The organism is Rhizobium sp. WYCCWR10014, assembly GCF_001657485.1.
Taxonomy (GTDB): Bacteria; Pseudomonadota; Alphaproteobacteria; order Rhizobiales; family Rhizobiaceae; genus Rhizobium.
On record NZ_LXFU01000049.1, the window covers coordinates 139,777 to 164,085 of the forward strand.

Here is a 24,309-nt window from a genome sequence, read left to right on the forward strand (position 1 = left end):
ACTTATTCCTCGATGCCGAGCTTCGCTCTGACGAGGGCCTGGACAGCCTGCGGATTGGCCTTGCCGCCGGTCGCCTTCATCACCTGACCGACGAACCATGCTGCCATGGTCGGCTTCGCCTTGACCTTTTCGACCTGATCGGGATTGGCGGCGATGATCTCGTCCACGGCCTTTTCGATCGCGCCGGTATCCGTCACTTGCTTCATGCCGCGCGCTTCGACGATCTCGGCGGGATCGCCGCCCTCGTTGAGCACGATCTCGAAGAGATCCTTGGCGATCTTGCCGGAGATGGTTTCGGCCTTGATGAGATCGATGATGGCACCGAGCTGGGCCGGCGAAACCGGCGTCTGCTCGATGTCCTTGCCGGTGCGGTTCAGCGCGCCGAGCAGATCGTTGATCACCCAGTTGGCGGCCGTCTTGCCGTCACGGCCTGCGGCGACGGCTTCGAAATAGTCGGCGATCGCTTTTTCGGAAACGAGCACCGAGGCGTCGTAGATCGACAGGCCGAGCTCGCGCACGAAGCGCTCTTTCTTGTCGTCAGGCAATTCCGGCAGATCGGCTTCGAGCGCCTTGATGAAGGCGTCGTCGAATTCGAGCGGCAGCAGGTCCGGATCGGGGAAATAACGATAGTCGTGCGCATCCTCCTTGGAGCGCATCGAACGCGTCTCGCCCTTGTTCGGGTCGAACAGGCGGGTCTCCTGATCGATCTTGCCGCCATCCTCCAGAATGCCGATCTGGCGACGGGCTTCATATTCGATCGCCTGGCCGATGAAACGGATGGAGTTGACGTTCTTGATTTCGCAACGCGTGCCGAAATCCTCGCCCGGACGGCGGACGGAGACGTTGACGTCGGCGCGCATCGAGCCCTCGTCCATGTTGCCGTCGCAGGTGCCGAGATAACGCACGATCGAGCGCAGCTTGGTCATATAGGCCTTGGCCTCGTCGGACGAGCGCATGTCGGGCTTGGAGACGATCTCCATCAAGGCAACGCCGGAACGGTTGAGATCGACATAGGACATGGTCGCGTGCTGGTCATGCATCGACTTGCCGGCATCCTGCTCCAGATGCAGGCGCTCGATACCGATCTCGATATCCTCGAACTGGCCCTGGCGGTCCGGCCCGAGTGAAATGACAATCTTGCCCTCGCCGACGATCGGATCCTTGAACTGCGAGATCTGATAGCCCTGCGGCAGGTCGGGATAGAAATAGTTCTTGCGATCAAACAGCGAGCGCTTGTTGATCTGGGCTTTCAGGCCGAGGCCGGTGCGAACGGCCTGCCTGACGCATTCCTCGTTGATCACGGGCAGCATGCCGGGCATGGCAGCGTCGACCATCGAGACATTCGAATTCTGCGGCTTGCCGAACTCTGTCGAAGCGCCGGAGAAGAGCTTCGAATTGGACAGCACCTGGGCATGGACTTCCATGCCGACGATGACTTCCCAGTCGCCGGTGGCGCCGGGGATGAAGCGTTTCGGATCAGGCGTGCGGACGTCGACAAGGGTCATCTGATGCTCTTTGCAGGCTGTTCTTTTCCACTGGTGAGGTAAAGGAAATGACGTGCCGGTGCAAGGCTTTCGCCATGGCGCGCATCGCGGTTTTGCCGTCCGTTAACGCAGCCGCGGTAGGGTTCCCCGATGACGATGATCGATATTATCAAATGGGCCTTGCTGTTTCTGGCGCTGAACCTCTCGGTATTCTCGATCTATTTCAGGGACAAACAGGCGGCCCGCCACGGCAAGCGGCGCATCAGCGAGCGCACGCTTCTCGTCCTTGCGCTGATCGGCGGCAGCCTTGGCGCGGTGGCGGCACAGCAGCTGTTGCGGCACAAGACGAGAAAGGAGCCGTTCCGGTCAATCCTGGCAGCGATCCTGATCCTCCACGGCGCACTGGTTGCTATCCTGGCCTTCGTGCCGCAATGGAGCGCTCTCCTTCTTTAGGATTTTTGAAGCGTCAGAATTCCTGCCCATATCCACCTTGGCCGTCCGAAACGAGCTGTTTCGTCAGCCCAACGGAGGGGACGTCGCGATCAAGCTTCGGATTGTAGGCGACCGAGAGCCAATGGATGCTGTAGCCGTGCTTCCGGAAGAAGCCGATCGCCTCGCTGTTGCCGGAATGAGTCTGCATCGCCGCCTTCTCGAAGCCCTGATCGCCGATTTCCTTTTCGATGCGGACGAGAAGGGCCGAACCGAGGCCCTGGCGGGTGAATGCGGGATCGATCCAGAAATCCGAGATGGTTTCGTCCAATCCCTCGCGCGCTGCCCAGCCTGCGACCTGGCCGTTCTGCTCGACGACGGTGATGGTCAGCCAGTCGTTTTCCACGAAGTTCCGGAAGGCGTTGCGCGCTGCGTCGATCATCGCGTCCGATTCGCCGATCGACGCCATCGCCTTTTGCCAGGCCCTGAGCCCGATCTCGCTCAATAGCTCCGCTTCACCGTCGCGGGCATTGCGAATGTGGATCAACGACACCTCCGCGTTACCCCTCAACTAGACCATTGAGTCGCGGTTTTTACCACTACCACCAAAGAGATGATCGACCGAAACTGCGGTTTTCGACTGGTTTTGAGCGGCAACCACGCTTGACCGAATTTTCCGGGCTGAATAATAGGTCTTATCGAGGTGTTTTATGTTGAGCCTGCCTGAGACCCGGTAAAGGCCCTGCCCGCAAGTTCGCTTGCGCGTATGGGCCCGAAAAAAACGAAGCCCTGACGTTCGAATGAGCGCCAGATCGTTTTTGTGCGCCCTACCGGGCGCGATACCGGATCTCAACACATGGACATTTCTCGCACGGAGCAACGCATCCTGCATCTCATGGCTCAAGGCGGCCGCATTGAAATTACCCGCGACGACGACAGGAAGATCGAGGCGGTCAGTTGCTTCACTCGCGACGGCTGGCTCTATCCCGGCGTCGACCTCGATCTCTTCCGCAGGCTGAAGCGACTGAAGGCAATCAAGTCCTCAGGCGGCCACCCCTACCGGATCACCGAAAGAGGGCTGAGGTTGGTCAGGTCGCAGCTGAACAACAGGTGATAGTGGCACTCCCGAGCGCGTCTCGAACGGGCGCGATCGGGGGTACGCCTCAAACCTTTGCAGAGAGTTCCGTCCGCATCGCCGACCACTCGTCGGCCATCGTGCCCGTGCCGCGCCTCTTGCCGGCGCGGCGATACCAGTAATCGGCGTTCCACTCATCGCCCTCGATGCGATGGCAAAGGGCGTGTCCCCAGTCGAACGGCTGTTCGCCTTCGTGGCGCTGGCAGATGTCGTGCACCGCCTGCCAATCAGCGCCCATAGTGAAACCGCCGGCAGCGAGGCGATCAATTGCCTCGATCAATTGCGCAAGATCATTGCTGGCCATAAGACCTCCTTGCTGGTTCCTGCTATCGGTCAGCCAACCGCTTCTCCAGATGCACCTTTTCAAGCGAGACGCCCATGCTCTTGGAAAATTCGCGGCCGCGCCAGATGATGGTGAAGCCACAGCGTTCGTAGAGCCGGATTGCGCTCTCGTTCCCGGCATGCGTGTCGAGCCTGGCAGTCGCCAGCCCCTCTGCAGCCATCAGCTCGCACAAGTGAAGCAGGAGAGCCCTGCCGACGCCCTTACCCTGATGATCGGGATGCACCCAGAGGTCGGACACATAGTTCGGTTGATTTTCACGCGCGCCCCAGCCGACGATCGTCCCGCCCTGTTCGGCAACGACGATCTCACCTTTCGTTTCCTTAGGAAAGTTGGCGAACTCGTGCCGCACCCTGGCGATGACATCGGGATCGAGATAACTGTCCTCGAAGGCATCGCTGGCGGCCCATGCGGCCAAACCGACGGCGCCGACCGTTTCGTGGTCGGCAGCCGCTATTCTTCGGATCGTTAGGTCCGTTACCACCACTTGGCCGGCGTAAACCGGCCGGCTGCCTGCTCGATGACATGGGCGGTCTTGAAGAGGGTTTCCTCATCGAAGGGCTTGCCGATCAGCTGCAGGCCGAGCGGCAGTCCCTTATGGTCGAGGCCGGCCGGCACGGCGATGCCGGGCAGCCCCGCCATGTTGACCGTCACCGTGAAGATGTCGTTCAGATACATCTTTACCGGATCGGAGGCGAGGTTCTCATCGGCGACGCCAAAGGCCGACGACGGGGTTGCCGGCGTCAGGATGGCATCGACGCCGGCGTCGAAGGCGAGTTCGAAATCGCGCTTGATCAACGTGCGCACCTTCTGGGCACGGATGTAATAGGCATCGTAATAACCGGCCGACAGCACATAGGTGCCGATCATGATGCGGCGCTTGACTTCCTTGCCGAAGCCCGCGGCACGCGTCTTCTCATACATATCGACGATATCCTTGCCGTCGACACGCAGGCCATATCGCACACCGTCGTAGCGCGCGAGGTTCGAAGATGCCTCGGCGGGAGCGACGATGTAATAGGCTGGAAGAGCGTATTTGGTGTGCGGTAGCGAGATGTCGACGATTTCGGCACCGGCTTCCTTCAACCAGGCGATACCCTGGCGCCAGAGGGTTTCGATCTCGTCGGGCATGCCATCGACACGGTATTCGTTCGGGATGCCGATCTTCATGCCCTTCAGCGATTGGCCGAGAGCTGCTTCGTAATCCGGCACGGGCAGATCGACCGATGTCGTGTCCTTTGCGTCGACGCTTGCCATCGACTTCAAAAGGATCGCGGCATCGCGCACGTCGCGGGCGATCGGGCCTGCCTGGTCGAGCGAAGAGGCGAAGGCGACGGTGCCCCAGCGCGAGCAACGGCCATAGGTCGGCTTGATGCCGACTGTGCCGGTGAAGGCAGCCGGCTGGCGGATCGAGCCGCCGGTATCGGTCGCGGTTGCGCCGGCGCAAAGATGCGCGGCGACGGCTGAAGCCGAACCGCCCGACGAGCCGCCCGGAACGAGCTGCTGGTTGGAGCCTGCCGCACGCCAGGGATTGATCACCGGGCCGTAATGCGAAGTCTCGTTGGACGAGCCCATGGCGAACTCATCCATGTTCAGCTTGCCGAGCATGACGGCGCCGTCATCCCATAGGTTCTGCGTCACGGTCGATTCATAACGCGGCTCGAAACCATCGAGAATGTGGCTGCAGGCCTGGGTGTGAACGCCGACGGTGGCGAAGAGATCCTTGATGCCAAGCGGAATGCCTTCGAGGTCGCCCGCCTTGCCGGCGGCGATGCGCTCGTCGGAGTTCTTCGCCATGACGCGGGCAAGATCCGGCGTGATCTTGATATAGGCGTTAAGCCGGCCATTGGCCGCATCGATCGCCGAGATATAGGCTTCGGTCAGTTCGATCGCGGTGATTTCCTTGGCGCGCAGCTTCTGGCGGGCTTCGGCAATGGTCAGGCTGGTGAGTTCGCTCATGGTGTTTTCGCTTCAGATCTGGAAATGGCAACAGGGTCGGAAAGAGGCTTCGAAGCCTTATTCGACGACTTTCGGCACCAGGAAAAAATTGTGGTCGGTGACGGGCGCATTGGCGACGATATCGGCTGCCTTGCTGCCGTCGGTCACCTCATCGGTCCGCTTCTTCATCGCCGTCGGGGTCACCGAGGTCATCGCTTCGACGCCGTCGACATTCACTTCGGAGAGTTGCTCGACGAAGCCAAGGATGCCGTTCAGCTCGCCGACCATGCGATTTGCCTCGTCCTCGGAGACGGCAATACGGGCAAGGCGAGCGACGCGCTTCACGGTGGCAAGATCGACGGACATGGCATTCTCCGGATAGGATTTTTCCTACCCGCTATAAAGGCCATGTCCGCCTGACGCAACGGGGTTTCGTCAGATCGACAGGCTCTCGGAAGGCCTGATCGCCTTCACATCCGTCTTCGATCCGTCCATGCCGGCAACGAATTTTTCGGCCGTCTGGTCGATGATCGGAAAGGTGCCATAGTGACAGGGGATCGCGGTCTTGAAGTTGAAATAGCGCCGGCAGGCAAGTGCTGCCACAGCGCCGCCCATGGTGAATCGGTCGCCGACCGGCACGAAGCCAATATCAGGCTGGTGCAGTTCGTTGATCAGCGCCATGTCGGAGAAGATGTCGGTGTCGCCCATGGCAAGGATCGAGGCTTCGTCGTCGAAATGCAGCATCAGGCCGTTGGCACTACCGAGTGCATGCGAGACGCCGTCCTCGGTGATCTGGGCGGAGGAGTGCAGCGCATTGGTGAAGGTTGCCGAGAAGCTGCCAAGCCCGATCGTGCCGCCGGTATTGCCCATCTCGATCTTGTCGACGCCCTTGGAGCCGAGCCAGGCGGCGAGATCGGCATTGGCGAGAACGACGGCGCCGGTTTCCTTGGCGAGTGCCACGGTATCGCCGACATGATCGCCATGGCCATGCGTCAACAGGATGTGCGTGATGCCTGCGGAAACATCCTTGATATCCTGGCCGGAAAAGGAGGCGTTATAGCTGAGGAATGGGTCGAGCAGGATCTTCGCCTTTGATGTCTCGATGCGGAAGGCGGAATGGCCGAGCCAGGTGATCTTCATAAAATGTCTCCTTTATTACGTGATGCAAAGCCGGTTTCGATGGGAGATCCGGATGATTTTGACCGGATCGGCCCAAAATCTGAATCCGCATCTCAATCAAAGAATTGGAGCATGATGTCGTCCGAAAACCGCTCACACTTTTCGGCATCATGGTCTAAAGCGCGTCGCAATCTTTCAGATTCGCTCTTCGCGCTTTAGGTCTTTGTTTATACGCATGTCGTTATCGCAAAACCGCGGCGCACTTTTGCGCGACATGCTTTAAGGACATATCTTACGTGGCCGCAAAGAAAAGCGGCGGCGACTTCAATTTGTTTTGACGGGATGAAACGGCGATGACAGTGCTGACGATCGAGGAAATGGCCGAGACGCTTGCCCCGCGGCAGGCAATTGCCGGCCTCGATCTCGGCACCAAGACGATCGGGCTTTCGATGTCCGACCTCGGGCGGCGTTTCGCCACGCCGCGCACAGTGATCCGCCGCGTCAAGTTCACCATCGATGCCCAGGCGCTGTTGGACTTCGCGACGGCGGAAAAGGTCGCAGGCTTCATCATCGGCTTACCGATGAATATGGACGGATCAGCAGGTCCGCGCGTGCAGGCAACGCGCGCCTTCGTCCGCAACATGGAGCAGAAGACGGCGCTGCCCTTCGTCTACTGGGATGAGCGGCTTTCGACGGTCGCGGCCGAACGGACGCTGCTCGAAATGGACGTCTCGCGCGCCAAGCGGGCCGAACGGATCGATTCGGCCGCGGCAAGCTTCATCCTTCAGGGAGCGCTTGACAGGCTTTCCTTGCTGGCAAGGTCTGATGGAGATGAATTCAGCGCCTGACGCGCCTTCCACCAGGCGATGATCGATTTGCGCTTCCGAAGGCCGATAATGGCAAAGACGACGAGGCTGTCGACTGCGATCGCGCGGGCAACGAGCGGCGGGATGGTCTCCGGCGGAATGCCGAGCGCCTTGCCGTAAAGCTCGAAGGTCAGGTCATGGACCTGCCGGCTCAGCATGAAGATGCCGAAACTCATGTCGTAATAGGAGAGCCAGTACCATCCGCCCAGAAAGACGATGGGGCCGGCCCAGAAGATCAGAAACCACTTCATGCGGCCTCTCCTCCATGCTTGCGCGCCACGGGCAGATCGAGGGAGACCAACCAGATCGACAATGCCATGATGCAAAGCACCAGCGCAGGAATTGCGATATCCAGCGCCAGGACTGCGAAAAACATCATCGCCGTCACCAGAAGCGCGACTTTAGCGATCTTGTTTCCCATGGGCGTCACTCGTGGCTTCTACTCATACCATCTCTGCTCGCCGCCAAACTGTCGCGTTAAGCACCCCCACGCAACGTAAACCATTTGTTAAGGTTAACGCAGGGCCCCCGCCCCTGTGGATGAGCCAGATATCAGCCGTAGACGCCGCGCACGATGCGCTTCAGCGCCGTCGCCGCCTTCTCCCAGTCCTTGGGCGTTTTCAGCGACAGGCCGGCGCACTGTCCGCCGGCTGCGGCGGCGAGCACAAGGTGCTGGATCGCGGCGATGACGACGGCGTTGACGGGCGCCGCATCCACCCCCTTCGGCGGCGCCAGCGAGCCGCGCATGCGCTCGAGCCAAAGAGCAAGCGCCTTCGAACGCGCTTCCGACAGCCGCCTCACCTGTTCGGTGTTTTCCGAAATCTCCCAGGCCAGGATGCGGCGCATCAGCGGATCGTTTCTCAAGGCGTCGAGGAGGAGAAGCGACAGCCGCTCCATCAGGTCGCCATAGGTGAGCAGGAACATTCCGCCGGCGTCTTCCGGGATGCGATCCTTCACCCAGGTGCCGAGATCGGCGCCGATCGCCTCGACCAAGCCGTCGAGGCCGCCATAGTAGCGATAGATCAGCTGCTTGTCGCAACCGGCGCGGCGGGCGACCGCATTGATGCCGAAATTCTGGAAGCCTTCTTCGGCGAGCAGCCCCTTGGCGGCGGCAAGAATGGCGCGCTCAGTGGCGCCGCGATCACGTACGCGCCGTTCCGGCCCCTCGCTGGTGCCGGGTGAATTTTCAAGATTTACGGCTTCATTCAGCATGATCGACCCTTCCCCGCTGTCACCAATCGGTGAGTAGCGGGGAGGCTTCACGCAATCAATCCTATCCCTTTGGGAAGATTGTGGATATTCGAGCCGGACCGATGATTGTCCGTCGAACGGATGTGGATGGCTGCACGTTGGGCGGATCGGATCTGTCTAGAAATCTCATCCTGGCGGTTGATCGCGATGGACGAACCCGGCATAGCTACATTATGAACAAATCTAACAATCTCCGCTAAGGCCATGCAATGGTGAACTATATCGAAGCCTCTACCGCGCCCCCGAAGAATACAGGCGCCATCCGGCTTTATGACGCGCAAGCATTCGAGGGCATGCGCAGGGCATGCCAGCTGACCGCGCGCTGCCTCGATGCGCTTGCCGACATCGTCAAGCCCGGCTTGTTGACCGATGAGATCGACAGGTTCGTCTTCGATTTCGGCATGGATCACGGCGCCTACCCGGCGACGCTGAACTATCGCGGCTACACCAAATCGACCTGCACCTCGATCAACCATGTCGTCTGCCACGGCATTCCGAACGACAAGCCGCTGCGTGACGGCGATATCGTCAATATCGACGTCACCTTCGTGCTCGACGGCTGGCATGGCGATTCCAGCCGGATGTATCCCGTCGGCGTCGTCAAGCGTGCTGCCGAGCGGCTGCTCGAGGTCACCTATGAATCGCTGATGCGCGGCATTGCCGCCGTCAGGCCCGGCGCCCGCACCGGCGCGATCGGCGAGGCGATCCAGACTTATGCAGAGGCCGAGCGCTGTTCGGTGGTGCGCGATTTCTGCGGCCATGGTGTCGGCCGGCTATTCCACGATTCGCCGAATATCCTGCATTACGGCCGCGCCAACGAAGGGCCGGAACTGCGCGAGGGCATGATCTTCACCATCGAGCCGATGATCAACCTCGGCCGGCCGCATGTGAAGGTGCTGGCCGACGGCTGGACGGCGGTCACCCGCGACCGCTCGCTGTCGGCGCAGTACGAACATACGGTCGGCGTCACCTCCGATGGCTGCGAGATCTTCACACTGTCGCCGGGTGGGCTCGACCGCCCCGGTCTGCCGTCACACAACGGGTGACGGTCCGATGGCGAAGGGGCCTGTTTCGACATCTTCCGACGACGAGCTGCCTTTCGAGACGCAAGAACCGATTGCCGCCGATGAACGTTCGTTCTTTGCAGGACAGCCGCAGAAACCGTCCGCACCAAATGCCAGGGTCGCCCTGCCCGCTTCGCTCGCCGGCCATGAACATTATCACGGCCATCGCGAGCGGTTGCGCGACCGCTTCCGCGAGCAGGGCGACACCGCGCTTGCCGACTACGAAATCCTCGAGCTGCTGCTTTTCCGCCTGATCCCGCGGCGTGACACCAAGCCGATCGCCAAGGCGCTGATCGAACGGTTCGGCTCGCTCTCCGGCGTCTTCGGTGCGCCTGCGGCGTTGCTGACCGAGGTAAAGGGTGTCGGCGATGCCGTGGCGCTCGACCTGAAGCTGATCTCGACTGTCGCCCACCGGACCCTGAAGAGCGAGCTCAGGAGCAAACAGGTTCTGTCCTCGTGGTCTTCGGTCATCCAATATTGCCATGCCGCCATGGCGCACGAGACACGCGAACAATTCCGCATCCTTTTCCTCGACAAGCGCAATGTGCTGATCGCCGACGAGGTGCAGGGCCGCGGTACGGTCGACCATACGCCGGTCTATCCGCGCGAGGTGGTCAAACGCGCGCTCGAGCTTTCGGCAACGGCGATGATCCTCGTCCATAACCACCCCTCCGGCGACCCGACCCCATCGCGCGCCGACATCGACATGACGAAGGTGATCATCAATGCGGCCAAGGCGCTCGATATCACCGTCCACGACCACGTGATCATCGGCAAGGATGGCCATGTCAGCCTGAAGGGGCTGAGGCTGATCTGACCAAAAGATGCTGGAGTTGACAGCAGTCGGTGGTGCGGGATTGTATGCAGTCCTGCACCACTACTCACTGGACAATGCCCGCCCGAAATACCGAGAAGATGAAGCTCCATGACGATCCGCAGCGGTAACACCGATCGATCGACCCGGCTCTGCCGCGACGTGCTCTGCCTCGATGACTTTGAAATAAAGGCGCGGCGACATCTGCCAAAGCCCCTGTTCGGTTATATCGCAGGCGCAACCGAGACCAATGCGTCGCTACGGCGTAACGCAGAGGCTTTCCAGGCCTATGCCTTCCGGCCTCGTGTGCTTCGGGACGTCTCGAAACGCAGCACCGAGACGAGCCTCTTCGGCCAGAGCTATGCCGCACCATTCGGCATCGCGCCTATGGGTATCAGCGCGCTGATGGCCTATCGAGGCGACATCGTGCTCGCGCAAGGAGCGGATCAATCGGGAATCCCGATGATCATAAGCGGTTCATCACTTATCCCTTTGGAAGAGATCGCTGCGGTTTCACCGCAAGCATGGTTTCAGGCCTATCTCCCCGGCGAACCCGACCGTATCGATGCTCTCATCGATCGCGTCGGCGCGGCCGGTTTGCGCACACTTCTGCTAACCGTCGACACAGCCACGCTGCCAAATCGGGAAAACAATGTAAGGGCCGGATTTTCGACGCCTCTGCGTCCCGGTCTCCGCCTGGCATGGCAGGGCATCTCGCACCCGCGCTGGACCACCGGCACATTCCTGCGCACGATCGCCCGGCACGGCATTCCGCATTTTGAAAATTCCTATGCCACAAGAGGCGCGCCGATCATATCTTCGAACGTCACACGCGATTTCGGCAGACGCGACCACCTCAACTGGAACCATCTGGAGCGGATACGCAACAGGTGGTCCGGCAAACTTGTGGTCAAGGGGATCATGCATCCTGACGACGCGGTCCGGGCTGTCGACACCGGGGTGGATGGAGTGATCGTCTCCAACCATGGCGGCCGCCAGCTTGACGGTACCGCATCTCCCCTTCAGGCCCTTCCGGAAATTGCGTCCCGTGTTGGAGACAGCGTTGCCGTCATGGTCGACGGTGGTTTCAGGCGTGGAACGGACATCATGAAGGCCCTCGCGCTCGGGGCCTGTTTCGTGTTCGTGGGCAGGCCGTTCCTTTATGCCGCCGCCGTCGCGGGCCTACCCGGCGTGCTTAAGGCGGCCGATATCCTGAAGACGGAACTGCATAGCAATATGGCGCTGCTCGGCGTGACCAAGGTGGGCGATATTTCCGCGGACTACATCACCCGCGCATGAAGTGCCGTCGCGCGCCGACATCGACATGACGAAGGTGATCATCGATGCGGCCAAGGCGCTCGATATCACCGTCCACGACCACGTCATCATCGGCAGGGATGACCATGTCAGCCTGAAGGGGCTGAAGCTGATCTGAAAGGCACAGGTCCGGCGGAATCGGCGGTCGTAAAACAATCTGTAACATTGACCGGCTAACGATGGACGGGCGACATTTTGCGTCGCAATATGATTCCTTTCCAATCCGGGGCTTGATGATGCTTCAGTACGATCTCGTTGTGGTGGGCAGCGGTCCCGCAGGGCGCCGCGGCGCGATCCAGGCGGCAAAACTCGGCAAGAAAGTGCTTGTCATCGAGCAAGGCAAACGCGTCGGCGGCGTGTCCGTCCATACCGGCACCATCCCTTCCAAAACGCTGCGCGAGACTGCGCTTAATCTTTCCGGCTGGCGCGAACGCGGCTTCTACGGCCGGTCTTACCGCGTCAAGGAAGAGATCAGTGCAGATGACCTGCGCCGCCGCCTGCTGATTACGCTCAACCACGAGGTCGAGGTGCTGGAACACCAGTTCGCCCGCAACCGCGTGCAGCATATTCGCGGCAAGGCGAGCTTCATCAATGCGTCGACGCTGCAGGTGATCAAGGATGACGGCGAGACCACGCAGGTCACCGCCGCCAGCGTGCTGCTCGCCGTCGGCACAAAGCCGTTCCGCCCCGATTACATGCCCTTCGACGGCAAGACCGTTCTCGACAGCGACGAACTGCTCGACATCCAGGACCTGCCGCGATCGATGGTCGTCATCGGCGCCGGCGTCATCGGCATCGAATATGCGACGATCTTCAGCGCGCTCGACACCGCCGTCACCGTCATCGACCCGAAGGCGACAATGCTCGACTTCATCGACAAGGAAATCATCGAGGATTTTACCTACCAGCTGCGCGACCGCAACATGAAGCTGCTGCTCGGCCAGAAGGCCGACAAGGTGGAGAGGCTCGAAAACGGCAAAGTCGAACTGACGCTCGACAGCGGCCGGCGCCTGACGACCGACATGGTGCTTTTTGCCGCCGGCCGCATGGGGGCGACTGATGCGCTGAACCTTCCCGCCATCGGCCTCGAAGCCGACAGCCGCGGCCGTCTCAAGGTCAATCCGGAAACCTTCCAGACATCGGTTGCCAACGTCTATGCCGCCGGCGACGTCGTCGGCTTTCCGAGCCTTGCCTCGACCTCGATGGAACAGGGCCGCATCGCCGCCCGCGTCGCGGTCGGCGCAGTCGCCAAGGAGCCGCCGAAATATTTCCCCTACGGCATCTATGCCGTGCCGGAGATTTCGACCTGCGGCCTGACCGAAGAAGAGATGAAGGAGCGTGGCATTCCCTATGAATGCGGCATCGCCCGCTTCCGCGAGACGTCGCGCGGTCACATCATGGGCCTCGACACCGGGCTTTTGAAGCTGATCTTCTCGCTGAAGACCCGCCGCCTGCTCGGCGTGCATATCGTCGGCGAAGGCGCCACCGAGCTGGTGCATATCGGCCAGGCGGTGCTCAATCTCAAAGGCACCGTCGAATATTTCGTCGAGAACACCTTCAACTATCCGACGCTCGCCGAAGCCTACAAGATCGCCGGCCTCGATGCTTGGAACCGGATGGGCGACATCAAGTCAGAGCTCTAAAGTCCGTCGCGTCGTCGAGGGAACGGCCGTCTCAGTCCGGCCACCAACACGGAGCAGAATGACATTGCGCATCATCTCGCTGAACGCATGGGGCGGCAGGCTTCATGAGGCGCTGATTGAATATGTGACGGCGGCCGATCCCGACGTGCTGTGCCTGCAGGAGGTTTTGCGCGCACCCGGCACCCGCTCAGGCTGGTCGGTCTATCGGGACGGCGATGTCGAGCTGCCGCAGCGCTTCAATCTCTTTGCCGAGATCAGCACCGCCCTGCCCGCTCACGACGGCTTTTTCTGCCCGACCTCGAGAGGCGAACTCTTCGACGGCGATAGCGCCATTGTCGCCGAATTCGGACTGGCGACCTTCGTGCGCAAAACGCATTCCGTCATTGCCCAAGGGCTGGACTTCGTGCATGGCCGTTTTTCCGCCGATGGCTGGGGCGAGCATCCGCGGCCGCGAAACGCCCATTGCATCCGTCTCTTCAGCCATGAGCACGCTTCTACCGTGACCATCGCCCACATGCATGGCCTGCGCGATCCCGCAGGCAAGGGCGACACACCAGCGCGCGACGAGCAGGCTGCGGCGCTGGTCAAGCTCATCGAGGGCGTCTGGCGTGGCGACGAAGGGCTCGTCGTCTGCGGCGATTTCAACGTGCTGCCTGACAGCGTAACCTTTGAGATTCTCGCCAGACTCGGGCTTTCCGACCTCGTCACCGGAAGCGGCCTTGTAGACACGCGAACCTCCTACTATCTGAAGCAGGGCCGCTTTGCCGACTACATGCTGGTAACGCCGGGGTGAAGGTCGCCAAATTCGAGGTGGTCGAGGCGCCCGAAGTCTCCGACCATCGCGCATTGCTGCTCGATATCGGGTAGTATATTGAGGAATGATACACTTCGCGAAGCGTTTGCGCGCCGTACGGTTTTTTGACGCCTTAGTTTGACCTCCTAATTCGCATTGATAGGTCGTGCCTGATATATGCCTTCAACGCCATTTTGCCCTCGGGCAAAAGCTTCTAAAGAAAGATAGATACTCTTGTCCCATGTCTTGGAAGCTGCGCGCAGACGTTTTCAGCTGATCCTGATCAAGCCATCGCATTATGACGACGACGGCTACGTCATCCGTTGGTGGCGGGCGATGATCCCCTCCAATTCGCTCGCGGCGCTCTACGGCATTGCCGCCGAATGTGCCGAGCGCAAGGTGCTCGGAGACGATACGGCGATCGATATCACCGTGATCGACGAGACCAATACGCGGATCGATATCGCCGGACTTCTGGCACAGTTCAAGCGTCACGACAATTTCGGCATGATCGCGCTCGTCGGTGTCCAGACCAACCAATATCCGCGCGCCCTCGATATCGCCCGTCCCTTCCGCGATGCCGGCCTGCCGGTTTCGATCGGCGGCTTCCATGTTTCCGGCTGCCTGTCGATGCTGGATGGCAAGGCTGTCGGGCTCGACGCCTGCCGCGACATGGGCATCTCGATGTTTGCCGGCGAGGCCGAGGGCCGGCTCGACATGGTGCTGCGCGATGCCGCCGCCGGCGAGCTGAAGCCGCTCTACAATTTCATGAACGACCTTCCCGGCATCGGCGGCACACCGGTTCCCTTCCTGCCAAAGGACAATATCCAGCGCACGCTCGGGCTCAGCACCAGCTTCGATGCCGGGCGTGGCTGCCCCTATCAGTGCTCTTTCTGCACCATCATCAACGTGCAGGGACGCAAGTCGCGCTTCCGCTCGGCTGACGACGTCGAAAAGCTGGTGCGGATGAACTGGGCGCAGGGGATCCACAAATTCTTCATCACCGACGACAATTTTGCCCGCAACAAGGATTGGGAAGCGATCTTCGACCGGTTGATCGAACTCAAGGAACGGGACGGCATTCCGCTCGGCCTGATGATCCAGGTCGACACGCTCTGCCACAAGATCCCCAATTTCATCGAGAAATCCAGGCGCGCCGGCGTCACCCGCGTCTTCATCGGCCTCGAAAACGTCAATCCTGATAATCTGACCGCCGCCAAGAAGAACCAGAACAAGATCACCGAATACCGCAAGATGCTGCTCGCCTGGAAGGCGCAGGGCATCATGACGCTTGCCGGTTATATCCTGGGCTTCCCGGCTGATACGCCGGAATCGATCCGCCGCGACATCGCGATCATCCAGGAAGAGCTGCCGCTCGACGTCATCGAATTCTTCATCCTGACGCCGCTGCCCGGCTCCGAGGACCATCAGGTCCTGTGGAAGAAGGGCATCGAGATGGATGCCGATCTCAACATCTACGATGTCGAGCACGTCTGCACCGCGCATCCCAAAATGAGCAAGCAGGAATGGGAAGACATCTACCACGAGGCCTGGTCGCTCTATTATTCGCCTGAACATATGAAGACGCTGCTGCGCCGCGCCGTGGCGACCGGGGTACCGCTCGCAAGGCTCGTCAAGGTTCTGGTCTCCTTCGCGACAACCGTGCCGCTGGAAAACGTGCATCCGTTGCAAAGCGGCCTGCTGCGCCTGAAGACGCCGTCGGAGCGGCGCCCGGACCTGCCGCGTGAAAATCCGCTGGTCTTCTGGCCGCGCTTTGCCTGGGAAACCTTCCGCAAACATGCTTCGCTCGCCGGCACGATCATTGGCCTGACGATTTCGGCGTTCTTGATTTCAAGGGACGCGAAGTCGAAGACCTATATGGATCAGGCGCTGACGCCTGTTGCCGACGACGAAGAGGAAACACTCCACCTCTTCACACAGACCGCCGGCGGCGCCGCAGCCGTCAGCCATGTCAGGAAAGTCGCGCAACTGACAGCGCATTCTTGAACGGCTGCTGACGCCCGAAACTGGCGGCATCAAACTCTATAGCGGTTCAGCTTTAACGGAAGCGCAGGACCGCTCTAGCCTTTTGTTTTACGCAATTCCGGACGGGAAACCGCTTCGCACTTTTCCTGGAATTGCCCTAAGCCAATGCATGTCGCTAAAGCGCGTTGCATTAATCAAGTTTGACAGCGCTTTGAAGGCTCCGATTTTCGCGGCCGTTTAAGCGACTTGGATCATCTTGGTCGTCTCAGCCACTTGCAGCGTGTCGACGAATTCGACGATCTTGACCGGTTTCCCATCTCGGAAATGGATCTTGTCGACGAATTCCGTATGGAAGCTCACGCCCGATGGGATGTGCCTGACCTCGCCTTCGCGGTGGGCAAAGACCATATGCTCATCTTCGTCCACATAGATGCCGGCTGTCCTGATATTCGATAGATCCCACACTGTGATAAGCTGCGTTATCGCCTGGCGAAAAGAATCCCCGCTTGATTCAGTCGAAAAAGGCGCCAGCCGTGTATTGCCGACCATGCGAAAGGTGCAATTCTCGCCGATCAGCGCCAGTGTAGCTTCGACATCGCCACGGTCACGCACAGCATAGATTTCCTCCACGAGCTTCTTCATGTCATGCTTTGCAGTCATTTTCAGGTCCTCCCACCATCAGCGAAATCTGCATCCAATTAAATGTCAATGCAACTCTTTGTTGTTTCGCATGAATAGGCACAATGGAGTAGGCGGCGAGAATGAATACTGCCTTGGATAACAGAAAAAGGCCCCGCACGATGGCGAGGCCTTCCAAATTTTACTGCATGATTTCTTAAATCGGAATCCGATTTAAGGATAAAATCATGCAGCAATTCAAAGTGTTACAGCGTCCTTTGCGCGTCTAAAACAGACGCGCGGCGCTGTAGAACTGAAAAGCGATTATTCGGCGCTTTCGTCAGCCGCCTTCTTCTTCGGTGCAGCCTTCTTCTTCGGTGCGGCTTCTTCGCCTTCACCGGCGTCAGCTGCTTCGGCCTTGGCGGCAGCCTTCTTCTTCGGAGCGGCCTTCTTGGTTTCGGCCTTCCCTTCGCCTTCTTCCTCGGCGAGCAGCTCTTCCTTGGTCACCTTCTTGTCGGTGACGTCGATTTCGGTCAGCAGGTGATCGATGACCTTCTCTTCGAAGATCGGCGCGCGGATCGAAGCGGCGGCACCCGGCTGGCTGCGGAAGAATTCGAGGATCTGCTTTTCCTGGCCCGGATACTGGCGCAGCTGATCGTAGATGGCGCGCTGCATCTCGTCTTCGCTGACTTCGACGCCGGCCTTTTCGCCGATTTCGGAGAGAACGAGGCCGAGTCGGACACGGCGCTCGGCCAGCGTCTTGTATTCCTCGCGAGCCTTCTCCTCAGTCGTGTCTTCATCCTCGAAAGTCTTGCCGGACTGGGCGAGGTCGTTGTTCACCTGGCTCCAGATACCATTATACTCGGCGTCGACGAGCGAGTTCGGAGTCTCGAACTTGTACATCTCGTCGAGCTGGTCGAGGATCTGACGCTTCAGCTTCTGGCGGGTCAGCGAGCCGTACTGCGATTCGATCTGGCCACGGACGATTTCCTTCAGGCGGTCGGCGGATTCGATGCCGAGCTTGGAGGCGAGTTCGTCGTTGATCTCGACATCGGCAGGTGCGGCGACTTCCTTGACTGACACGTCGAAGGTCGCTTCCTTGCCGGCGAGGTTCTTGGCCGGGTAGTCGGCCGGGAAGGTCACCGTGATGGTCTTCTCGGCGCCGGCCTTGACGCCGACGAGCTGGTCTTCGAAGCCCGGAATGAAGCGGCCGGAGCCGAGCACCAGTTCGGCGCCCTGGTCGGTGCCGCCTTCGAAGGCTTCGCCATCAACCTTACCGACGTAATCCATGGTGATGCGGTCGCCATTCGCGGCCTTGCCGGTCTTGGTCTCATAGGCGCGGGCGCTTTCGGCGACCTTCAGGACCTGCTCGTTGACTTCGTCGTCGGAGATGTCGATGACTTCGCGCGTGACCTTGATGCCCTTGACCGACTTCAGTTCGATCGGCGGCAGAACTTCATAGGAGAGCGTGAATTCGAAATCCTGCTCGGCGGCGAGGATCTTGTCGGCTTCGTCCTTGTCTTCCGTCATGGCGATTTCCGGCTGCGTGGCCGACTTCTCGCCGCGGCTGGACAGGATGGCGGCCGGCTGCTCGCGGACGATCTCGTTGACGAGGTCGGCCATGATCGACTTGCCGTAGACCTTCTTCAGGTGAGCTGCGGGGACCTTGCCCGGACGGAAGCCGTTGATGCGAACCTTGTCCTTCACATCGGCAAGACGCTCATTCATCTTGTCTTGCATGTCCTTGGCCGGGATAACGACCTTGATTTCGCGCTTCAGCCCTTCAGCGAGCGTTTCGATAACCTGCATGTCTTCCTACCTTCATTTCGTGGCGGCCGTGCCCAGACGCCGTTCGTTTCGATGAGCACGACGCCGGCGATCCTGCCGCGCGTGGCTTTTCCCAATTCCATATCATTCCGCCCAAAGCGGAATGGCACTCGCGGGCTATTCGGGACAACTCTCAATTGTTCTGGAACAACCGATTCTTAGTCTCCCACCTGCAAACAGCTTGGTGCGGGTAGAGAGACTTGAACTCCCACGCCTTGCGGCACCAGAACCTAAATCTGGCGTGTCTACCAATTTCACCATACCCGCGTTCACAAAACCGCATGCCTATGCCTGCGCATGAGGCCTTCCGGAGCGCGGCGTCTCTATATCACCCGATTTGGTCGAGGCAAAGGAAAAATGAACGGCAAATGACAGGGGATTTGCAGCCCCGGAACCGCCCTGCCCCGAAGAGTGACCGGATCAGTAGAGCGGCTCGTCGTAAACCGGCTTGCCGTCAACGAGAAGGCTGCGGATCTGTGCGCTTCCATCAGGCGAGACACGCACTGCGATGGCGACGTTGCCGTCATTGCGGGCCTCCTCGATCGGCTTGCCCTCGCCTTCAGGAACGTAGTAGCGCTCGATGCCGTATTCGACACGCATGCTGTCGCCGGCGGCAAGGCCGCCACTATAAAATGGCTGGCTGCGCAGGATCACGGTCTCCGGCTGCGGAGGCAGTTCGTGAAAGGACGATTCGGTCACCGTCCAGAAACCGTCCTCCTGCTTCTTCAGCCGGACCCATAGCACCCGCTCGCCGGCCTCGGCCGGAATGCCGCCGGAAACCGTCTGCACCGGCACCGAGGAAATGTCGTAGTTCAAGACCACATAGTCGCCGCGCAGGAAATCGCGCGGATCGACGGGCGCCGTCTTCAGCAGCACTTCCGCGCCATCGCTGAGGATCGATGCCCGGCTCTGGATGATCGTGCCGAGGATAAGGGTCTGCAGACCGGCGACGATGATGGCCGAAAGCAGATAGCCCTTGCCGGATTGCAGCTTTGTCATGAACGAGTTCATGCCCGCTCCCCCTGTGCATTCGCCGAAAAACGCCGTTCGAGACGGATGACCATCCAGGCGACCAACGCGACCACGAGACCGGAGAAGAGGAAGAGGCTCGACGTGCCGAGGATCGAGCCGACGGTGACGGAGGCGAGATAGAGCATCTCCGCGGCAAAGGTCGCGTAGGCGAGATATCGCACCGCGCCATTATCCCTGCCACGCAGGACGATCGCCAGCACGGAAGCGGCAAGCGTCACCACTCCGAGCACCACCAGCCCCCAGCCGTCCTCGATCTCGATATGCAGCAGCAGGAAGCCGATTACGGCGACGAGGAAGCTGTAGAAGGCAGGAGCCGCACCGGCGGTTCTGACCAAGGAGGCAATAGGCCTGGGGGGCAACGCCGTCAGGACAAAGGCCGCCATGCCGCCGATTGCGAAGGCAAGCGCCACGGCGATCTCCTCATAAAGAGTATAGAGCCAGGCAAGCCAGCCGATCAGCAGCAGGTAGGCCAGGTGCCGGGCCCGCTCGGCGCCGGTATACCGTACCAGCCCGATGACGATCACTGCCATGACGGGTGCCATCCAAGGGGCGAACCCAATCCAGTGCGTGTCGTTATTCTCAAGATAGACGGCGAAGGACGCCCAGGAGAGGAAGCCGGCGACGACGGTCACGGCGCCCGAACGGAACAGGATCGCCGAGATCGTCGCAATCGCGAACCACAGATACATCACCGTCTGCTCGTCGCCGGAGAGATGATACATTTGCCCGACCAGCGAAATGGCGCCGCCGAAACTCATGGCGCCGATGACGAGCAAGCCGCCTGCGGCGGCTGCCGCACCGCGGGCAAGCAGCCGTGCGGCGGCGATATGCACCACCCAGATCAGGGCTAGAATACCCCCCACGCGCACCAGGCGCGGGATGGCCTCCCAGTTGGAGGCGACGACCAGCAGGATGGCAGCGGCAAGCAGCACCGCTGCCAGCGCCATCAGCACCCGGCCGAGGCTGAAGCTTGCCGGGCGGCTGTCATATTCGGCGAGAAGCGCACCTGCCGTTTCCTGCCCGAGCAGGCCCTTACCCACCCAGAGCGAGAGATCCCGCTCCAATCTGCCGCGATACATGCTCAACCCCTCGATTTCCGCAACGTCGACTGCGGCGCTGCAGCTCACGCCGTTATAGAGGCAGCACGGGTGTTCGCAAACGCTCTTGCGACAAATATACAAGTTCCTCATTGGTCTAAATAGTATCGAGTGTTAACCGGCCGCTAACGTCATAAGCACTAATATAAGCCTATGGACGGAGAGGTATGCGACCCTTGCATATCCCCCATGAATTTATTGCACTGCACAATACTCATTAGTCATACTATTGATTGACGCATCGAAGCACGGGGATGGCGCCCCGGCCCGGCATCAGCCGGACGCCCGCGGATGCTTTGTCCGTGACGAGATTCGCAGCCGCGCACTCCTCCTCCCAGCGCGCTGCGATAGGCTGGCAACACTCCTCCTCCCAGTTGTCAGTCACCCTAACGCGCCCGCCGGATCCTCCCCCGGCGGGCGTTTTCGCTTAGTCAGAGCTTCATTAAAGCCTTGGCGATGAGAGGATTTTCGTCGCGCGGCGTCATTACTGCCGCATTGTCGTCACAGCGCGCCACCGACCCTGCGAAAAGATGGGCGACTTCCGATCTGAAGCGGAACGCCTCTTTGCAGCGGATGGATGAGCGGAACCATCGGAGCAAGCAGCGTTTTCCTGCGGTGGCACCCCTTCGTCCCTCCAAAACCAAACTGCTTACCCAAAAGTCATTCTGCCTATTCATTGACCAAAAAACGGCAAGTCTGCGTCAAATACCCTTTGAGCATTGCATTGTTCGCATAGGTGATCTGAAAACTTGGCTGTTTTACTCTTTCGCGTCGCAACATATATTCTGGTCATCAAATAGAGGTCAGCGCCGATCGGTGGCTGCTGGCGGATGAAACCCTCGGAAAGGGGCTTAACATGAACTTCTCTCGCTCTTTCAATAACTGGCGCAAGTATCGTCAGACCATCACGGAACTCGGCCGCATGACCAACCGCGAATTGCACGATCTCGGCATTGACCGCTCGGACATCCATCGCGTTGCCCGTGAGGCTTCTTCCCGCTAATTCAAGGCGATCGCGGCTCCTCCCAAGCACGATTGTTCTCGATCCAAACGCCCGCTGTACCCACAGCGGGCGTTTTCTTTTGTCTGCACGTGGTGGCCGCGGCGGTTGCATGCTTTTCGGCTTGGCTGGCCCGCTCAAAAAATATCCGCTGCTTAATTGAAGAGCATCATAGTGCACAATTGCATGGCAGACGCCTTTTATTTGCACTGCACAATCGGACGGTTCTCGCCTATATAAACATCAACCGCAGAGAGACGGCGATCCCGCCGTCCCGCGGACATAGGAAGAAGACAATGAACCCGATCCGCATTGCAAAAAGCTGGCTCAGCTACCGCCGTACGCTCAACGAACTCGGCGGCCTTTCCAACCAGACCCTGTCCGATATCGGCGTCAGCCGCTACGACATCCGGAATATCGCATCCCGCTCGTTCCGCTAATAGTGAGTACGATGCTTCCAAGACGGCGCCCCAGGGCGCCGTTTTTGATTCCGGGGTGTTGGATCGCACCTGCCGACATGATATCAGCCCGGAATGAACACGATCTCCTCCTATTCCCCTATCCACGTCGTCGGCGGCGGGCTTGCCGGTTCGGAAGCCGCTTGGCAGATCGCCAGTTCCGGCGTTCCCGTCATCCTGCATGAAATGCGCGGGGTGCGCGGCACGGATGCGCACAAGACCGACGGTCTTGCCGAACTCGTCTGCTCCAACTCCTTCCGGTCCGATGATGCAACCAGCAATGCCGTCGGCGTCATCCATGCCGAGATGCGCATGGCGGGCTCGCTGATCATGGCCGCTGCCGATCGGTGCCAGGTACCGGCCGGCGGTGCGCTCGCCGTCGATCGCGATGGCTTCTCCGAGGCGGTGACCAAGGCGATCCATGACCACCCGCTCATCACCGTCGTGCGTGAAGAGATCACCGGCCTGCCGCCGAAGGATTGGGATCTTGCTATCGTCGCCACCGGACCGTTGACGGCGCCGTCGCTCGCGAGCGCCATCCAGACGGAAACCGGCGAGGATTCGCTTGCCTTCTTCGACGCCATCGCGCCGATCGTCTACCGCGAGAGCATCGATATGGACATCTGCTGGTATCAGTCGCGCTACGACAAGGTCGGGCCCGGCGGCACCGGCAAGGACTATATCAACTGCCCGATGGACGAGGCGCAGTACAATGCCTTCGTCGACGCGCTGATATCAGGCGACACGGTCGGTTTCAAGGAATGGGAGGGCACGCCTTATTTCGACGGCTGCCTGCCGATCGAGGTGATGGCCGAACGCGGCCGCGAGACGCTGCGCCACGGACCGATGAAGCCGATGGGGCTGACGAACGCGCATAATCCGACGGTCAAGGCCTATGCCGTCGTGCAACTGCGGCAGGACAATGCGCTCGGCACCCTCTACAATATGGTCGGCTTCCAAACGAAGCTGAAATATGGCGCGCAAGCGGATATCTTCCGGATGATCCCGGGTCTGGAAAATGCGGAATTTGCCCGTCTCGGCGGTCTGCACCGCAACACCTATATCAACTCCCCCACCCTGCTCGATCCGTCGCTGACGCTGAAATCGCGGCCCGGCCTGCGCTTTGCCGGCCAGATCACCGGCTGTGAGGGCTATGTGGAAAGCGCCAGCGTTGGGCTGATGGCCGGGCGTTTCGCCGCCGCCGAACGCAAGGGCGAGGCGATCTCGCTACCGCCGGCGACGACGGCGCTGGGCTCGCTGCTCGGTCATATCACCGGTGGGCACCTCGTCACCGACGAGGAGCCGGGCAAACGATCGTTCCAGCCGATGAACATCAATTTCGGGCTGTTTCCGGAGCTCCAGCCGGGTTCGATCGTCAAGCCCGAAGGCGTCAAGCGCTTCCGCGGCAAGGACAAGACGATCATGAAGCGACAGCTGATCGCACGTCGCGCGCTTGCCGACTGCGCGGCCTGGCTCGGCCAAGAATCGACGCTCGCCGCAAGCGCCTGACCGGCGTTTTCAAGCGCGTCGCCTCGAACCTGGCTCATGCGACCCGCTTGAAGTCTTTGCTTTTATGCATGTCGTCCTCCCAAAACCGCTGCACACGTTTGGACGACATGCATTACTGCTTGTTCGCCGCCGAAATATTGCCGGACGGCAGGTCCTTGTCCGGCTCGGCGACATAATTACCGAGCAGCCAGAGCGAAACTTCCGAAGCCTCCTTGGCGGAGGCGAATTCGAAATCGCCGTTGTGATGGGGTGCATCGAGGAAGTCGATCAGCAGTCCCCTGCCCGTTTCCGAGCCGACGACGCGCACCCGGCCCGGCTCGATCAGATGGCAGGAGAAATGGCGCGACATGTTGCGCATGAAGCCGGCCTTGTTGTCGTGCAGGCGCACAAAGACGGCCTGGCCGTTTTCCGTCGCCTGCAGCTGACGGATCGCCTCGTTCGGAAAGGCGCGGCCGAATTCGATGATGGCGAGGCCCGTGTCATGCAGGCCATCTTCCTTGTTCTGCGCGGCCATGCGCGTTGCCACGAAAGCAAAGAAAATGACGATGGCGAAAAGGACGCACCAGACGATAATGCCCACGCCGAGTCT

The 24,309-nt window shown here is 60.2% G+C and carries 26 protein-coding genes, 1 tRNA gene and 2 pseudogenes; 13 read left to right on the top strand and 16 right to left on the bottom strand.

What is annotated here, in order from left to right:
* Positions 1–2: 2 nt before the first annotated feature.
* Positions 3–1,505 carry an Asp-tRNA(Asn)/Glu-tRNA(Gln) amidotransferase subunit GatB gene (gene gatB / locus A6U98_RS28370; protein ID WP_064654276.1) on the bottom strand — a complete coding sequence of 501 codons (1,503 nt, stop codon included), beginning with the start codon at positions 1,503–1,505 and terminating at the stop codon, positions 3–5.
* A gap of 129 nt (positions 1,506–1,634) precedes the next feature.
* On the opposite strand from gatB, the gene A6U98_RS28375 reads away from it, so the two are divergent.
* Positions 1,635–1,937, top strand: coding sequence for a DUF1294 domain-containing protein (locus tag A6U98_RS28375; protein ID WP_064654277.1), 303 nt, complete (start codon positions 1,635–1,637; stop codon positions 1,935–1,937).
* Between the two features lie 13 nt (positions 1,938–1,950).
* Here the strand turns inward: A6U98_RS28375 and A6U98_RS28380 are convergent, their stop codons facing one another.
* Positions 1,951–2,460 (bottom strand): GNAT family N-acetyltransferase, encoded by a 510-nt coding sequence (locus A6U98_RS28380; protein WP_064654278.1) that lies wholly within the window; start codon positions 2,458–2,460, stop codon positions 1,951–1,953.
* A gap of 309 nt (positions 2,461–2,769) precedes the next feature.
* Here A6U98_RS28380 and A6U98_RS28385 point away from each other — a divergent pair, with 309 nt between their 5' ends.
* Positions 2,770–3,027 carry a YjhX family toxin gene (locus A6U98_RS28385; RefSeq protein WP_027666014.1) on the top strand — a complete coding sequence of 86 codons (258 nt, stop codon included), beginning with the start codon at positions 2,770–2,772 and terminating at the stop codon, positions 3,025–3,027.
* Between the two features lie 49 nt (positions 3,028–3,076).
* Here A6U98_RS28385 and A6U98_RS28390 read toward each other — a convergent pair whose 3' ends face one another.
* From A6U98_RS28390 to A6U98_RS28410, 5 genes are all read right to left on the bottom strand, one after another.
* The gene (locus tag A6U98_RS28390; protein WP_064654279.1) at positions 3,077–3,352 is read right to left on the bottom strand and encodes a hypothetical protein; all 276 of its coding nucleotides are present in this window, start codon (positions 3,350–3,352) and stop codon (positions 3,077–3,079) included.
* Between the two features lie 22 nt (positions 3,353–3,374).
* Entirely contained in the window at positions 3,375–3,875 is a 501-nt protein-coding gene (locus A6U98_RS28395) for a GNAT family N-acetyltransferase (RefSeq protein ID WP_064654280.1), read from the bottom strand.
* Positions 3,866–5,347 (bottom strand): Asp-tRNA(Asn)/Glu-tRNA(Gln) amidotransferase subunit GatA, encoded by a 1,482-nt coding sequence (gene gatA, locus A6U98_RS28400; RefSeq protein WP_064654281.1) that lies wholly within the window; start codon positions 5,345–5,347, stop codon positions 3,866–3,868. The genes A6U98_RS28395 and gatA overlap by 10 nt, the downstream gene beginning before the upstream one ends.
* 57 nt (positions 5,348–5,404) lie before the next feature.
* Complete coding sequence (gatC, locus tag A6U98_RS28405; RefSeq protein WP_003539052.1) at positions 5,405–5,692, bottom strand: Asp-tRNA(Asn)/Glu-tRNA(Gln) amidotransferase subunit GatC; 288 nt, start codon at positions 5,690–5,692, stop codon at positions 5,405–5,407.
* Between the two features lie 69 nt (positions 5,693–5,761).
* A complete protein-coding gene (locus A6U98_RS28410; protein ID WP_064654282.1) occupies positions 5,762–6,466 on the bottom strand; it encodes a metal-dependent hydrolase in 705 nt (234 codons plus the stop codon).
* A 332-nt stretch (positions 6,467–6,798) separates the two neighbouring features.
* Between A6U98_RS28410 and ruvX the strand changes: the two genes are divergently transcribed.
* Positions 6,799–7,293: a Holliday junction resolvase RuvX gene (gene ruvX, locus A6U98_RS28415; RefSeq protein ID WP_064654283.1), complete on the top strand. Its 495-nt coding sequence runs from the start codon at positions 6,799–6,801 to the stop codon at positions 7,291–7,293.
* On the opposite strand, the gene A6U98_RS28420 is transcribed toward ruvX, so the two are convergent.
* From A6U98_RS28420 to A6U98_RS28425, 3 genes are all read right to left on the bottom strand, one after another.
* The gene (locus A6U98_RS28420; RefSeq protein ID WP_003558937.1) at positions 7,230–7,562 is read right to left on the bottom strand and encodes a DUF6105 family protein; all 333 of its coding nucleotides are present in this window, start codon (positions 7,560–7,562) and stop codon (positions 7,230–7,232) included. The two genes, ruvX and A6U98_RS28420, sit on opposite strands and share 64 nt — an antisense overlap.
* The gene (locus tag A6U98_RS37345; protein ID WP_197496452.1) at positions 7,559–7,732 is read right to left on the bottom strand and encodes a hypothetical protein; all 174 of its coding nucleotides are present in this window, start codon (positions 7,730–7,732) and stop codon (positions 7,559–7,561) included. Before A6U98_RS37345 ends, A6U98_RS28420 begins: the two co-directional genes overlap by 4 nt.
* A 131-nt stretch (positions 7,733–7,863) precedes the next feature.
* Positions 7,864–8,523: a TetR/AcrR family transcriptional regulator gene (locus tag A6U98_RS28425; RefSeq protein ID WP_064654284.1), complete on the bottom strand. Its 660-nt coding sequence runs from the start codon at positions 8,521–8,523 to the stop codon at positions 7,864–7,866.
* 248 nt (positions 8,524–8,771) lie between these two features.
* Between A6U98_RS28425 and map the strand changes: the two genes are divergently transcribed.
* The 7 genes and pseudogenes from map (at position 8,772) to A6U98_RS28455 (ending at position 16,200) form a co-directional block, all read left to right on the top strand.
* Entirely contained in the window at positions 8,772–9,608 is an 837-nt protein-coding gene (gene map, locus A6U98_RS28430) for a type I methionyl aminopeptidase (protein ID WP_003558931.1), read from the top strand.
* Between the two features lie 7 nt (positions 9,609–9,615).
* Positions 9,616–10,443 (top strand): DNA repair protein RadC, encoded by an 828-nt coding sequence (radC, locus tag A6U98_RS28435; RefSeq protein ID WP_064654285.1) that lies wholly within the window; start codon positions 9,616–9,618, stop codon positions 10,441–10,443.
* 108 nt (positions 10,444–10,551) lie between these two features.
* Entirely contained in the window at positions 10,552–11,739 is a 1,188-nt protein-coding gene (locus A6U98_RS28440; RefSeq protein ID WP_064654286.1) for an alpha-hydroxy acid oxidase, read from the top strand.
* A 4-nt stretch (positions 11,740–11,743) separates the two neighbouring features.
* Positions 11,744–11,875, top strand: a pseudogene (locus tag A6U98_RS36390) (JAB domain-containing protein); the annotation flags it as partial.
* 118 nt (positions 11,876–11,993) lie between these two features.
* On the top strand, positions 11,994–13,400 hold the full coding sequence (gene sthA / locus A6U98_RS28445) for a Si-specific NAD(P)(+) transhydrogenase (protein WP_064654325.1): 1,407 nt from the start codon (positions 11,994–11,996) through the stop codon (positions 13,398–13,400).
* A 58-nt stretch (positions 13,401–13,458) separates the two neighbouring features.
* Positions 13,459–14,267: pseudogene (locus tag A6U98_RS28450) on the top strand (endonuclease/exonuclease/phosphatase family protein).
* Between the two features lie 160 nt (positions 14,268–14,427).
* The gene (locus tag A6U98_RS28455; protein ID WP_064654287.1) at positions 14,428–16,200 is read left to right on the top strand and encodes a radical SAM protein; all 1,773 of its coding nucleotides are present in this window, start codon (positions 14,428–14,430) and stop codon (positions 16,198–16,200) included.
* A 216-nt stretch (positions 16,201–16,416) separates the two neighbouring features.
* Here A6U98_RS28455 and A6U98_RS28460 read toward each other — a convergent pair whose 3' ends face one another.
* The 5 genes from A6U98_RS28460 to A6U98_RS28480 form a co-directional block, all read right to left on the bottom strand.
* On the bottom strand, positions 16,417–16,839 hold the full coding sequence (locus A6U98_RS28460; protein WP_064654288.1) for a nuclear transport factor 2 family protein: 423 nt from the start codon (positions 16,837–16,839) through the stop codon (positions 16,417–16,419).
* Between the two features lie 282 nt (positions 16,840–17,121).
* Positions 17,122–18,606 (bottom strand): trigger factor, encoded by a 1,485-nt coding sequence (gene tig / locus A6U98_RS28465; RefSeq protein WP_064654289.1) that lies wholly within the window; start codon positions 18,604–18,606, stop codon positions 17,122–17,124.
* Positions 18,607–18,806: 200 nt separating this feature from the next.
* Positions 18,807–18,891: transfer RNA gene (locus A6U98_RS28470), tRNA-Leu, on the bottom strand.
* A 153-nt stretch (positions 18,892–19,044) separates the two neighbouring features.
* Positions 19,045–19,635: a GDYXXLXY domain-containing protein gene (locus A6U98_RS28475; protein WP_064654290.1), complete on the bottom strand. Its 591-nt coding sequence runs from the start codon at positions 19,633–19,635 to the stop codon at positions 19,045–19,047.
* Positions 19,632–20,735, bottom strand: coding sequence for a DUF2157 domain-containing protein (locus A6U98_RS28480; protein WP_064654291.1), 1,104 nt, complete (start codon positions 20,733–20,735; stop codon positions 19,632–19,634). Before A6U98_RS28480 ends, A6U98_RS28475 begins: the two co-directional genes overlap by 4 nt.
* Positions 20,736–21,609: 874 nt before the next feature.
* Here A6U98_RS28480 and A6U98_RS28485 point away from each other — a divergent pair.
* From A6U98_RS28485 to trmFO, 3 genes are all read left to right on the top strand, one after another.
* Entirely contained in the window at positions 21,610–21,756 is a 147-nt protein-coding gene (locus A6U98_RS28485) for a DUF1127 domain-containing protein (RefSeq protein WP_012757251.1), read from the top strand.
* Positions 21,757–22,049: 293 nt separating this feature from the next.
* Positions 22,050–22,193, top strand: coding sequence for a DUF1127 domain-containing protein (locus tag A6U98_RS28490; RefSeq protein WP_003573524.1), 144 nt, complete (start codon positions 22,050–22,052; stop codon positions 22,191–22,193).
* Positions 22,194–22,286: 93 nt separating this feature from the next.
* Positions 22,287–23,720 carry a methylenetetrahydrofolate--tRNA-(uracil(54)-C(5))-methyltransferase (FADH(2)-oxidizing) TrmFO gene (gene trmFO / locus A6U98_RS28495; protein ID WP_064654292.1) on the top strand — a complete coding sequence of 478 codons (1,434 nt, stop codon included), beginning with the start codon at positions 22,287–22,289 and terminating at the stop codon, positions 23,718–23,720.
* 112 nt (positions 23,721–23,832) lie between these two features.
* Here trmFO and A6U98_RS28500 read toward each other — a convergent pair whose 3' ends face one another.
* Complete coding sequence (locus tag A6U98_RS28500; protein ID WP_064654293.1) at positions 23,833–24,300, bottom strand: hypothetical protein; 468 nt, start codon at positions 24,298–24,300, stop codon at positions 23,833–23,835.
* Positions 24,301–24,309 lie beyond the last annotated feature (9 nt).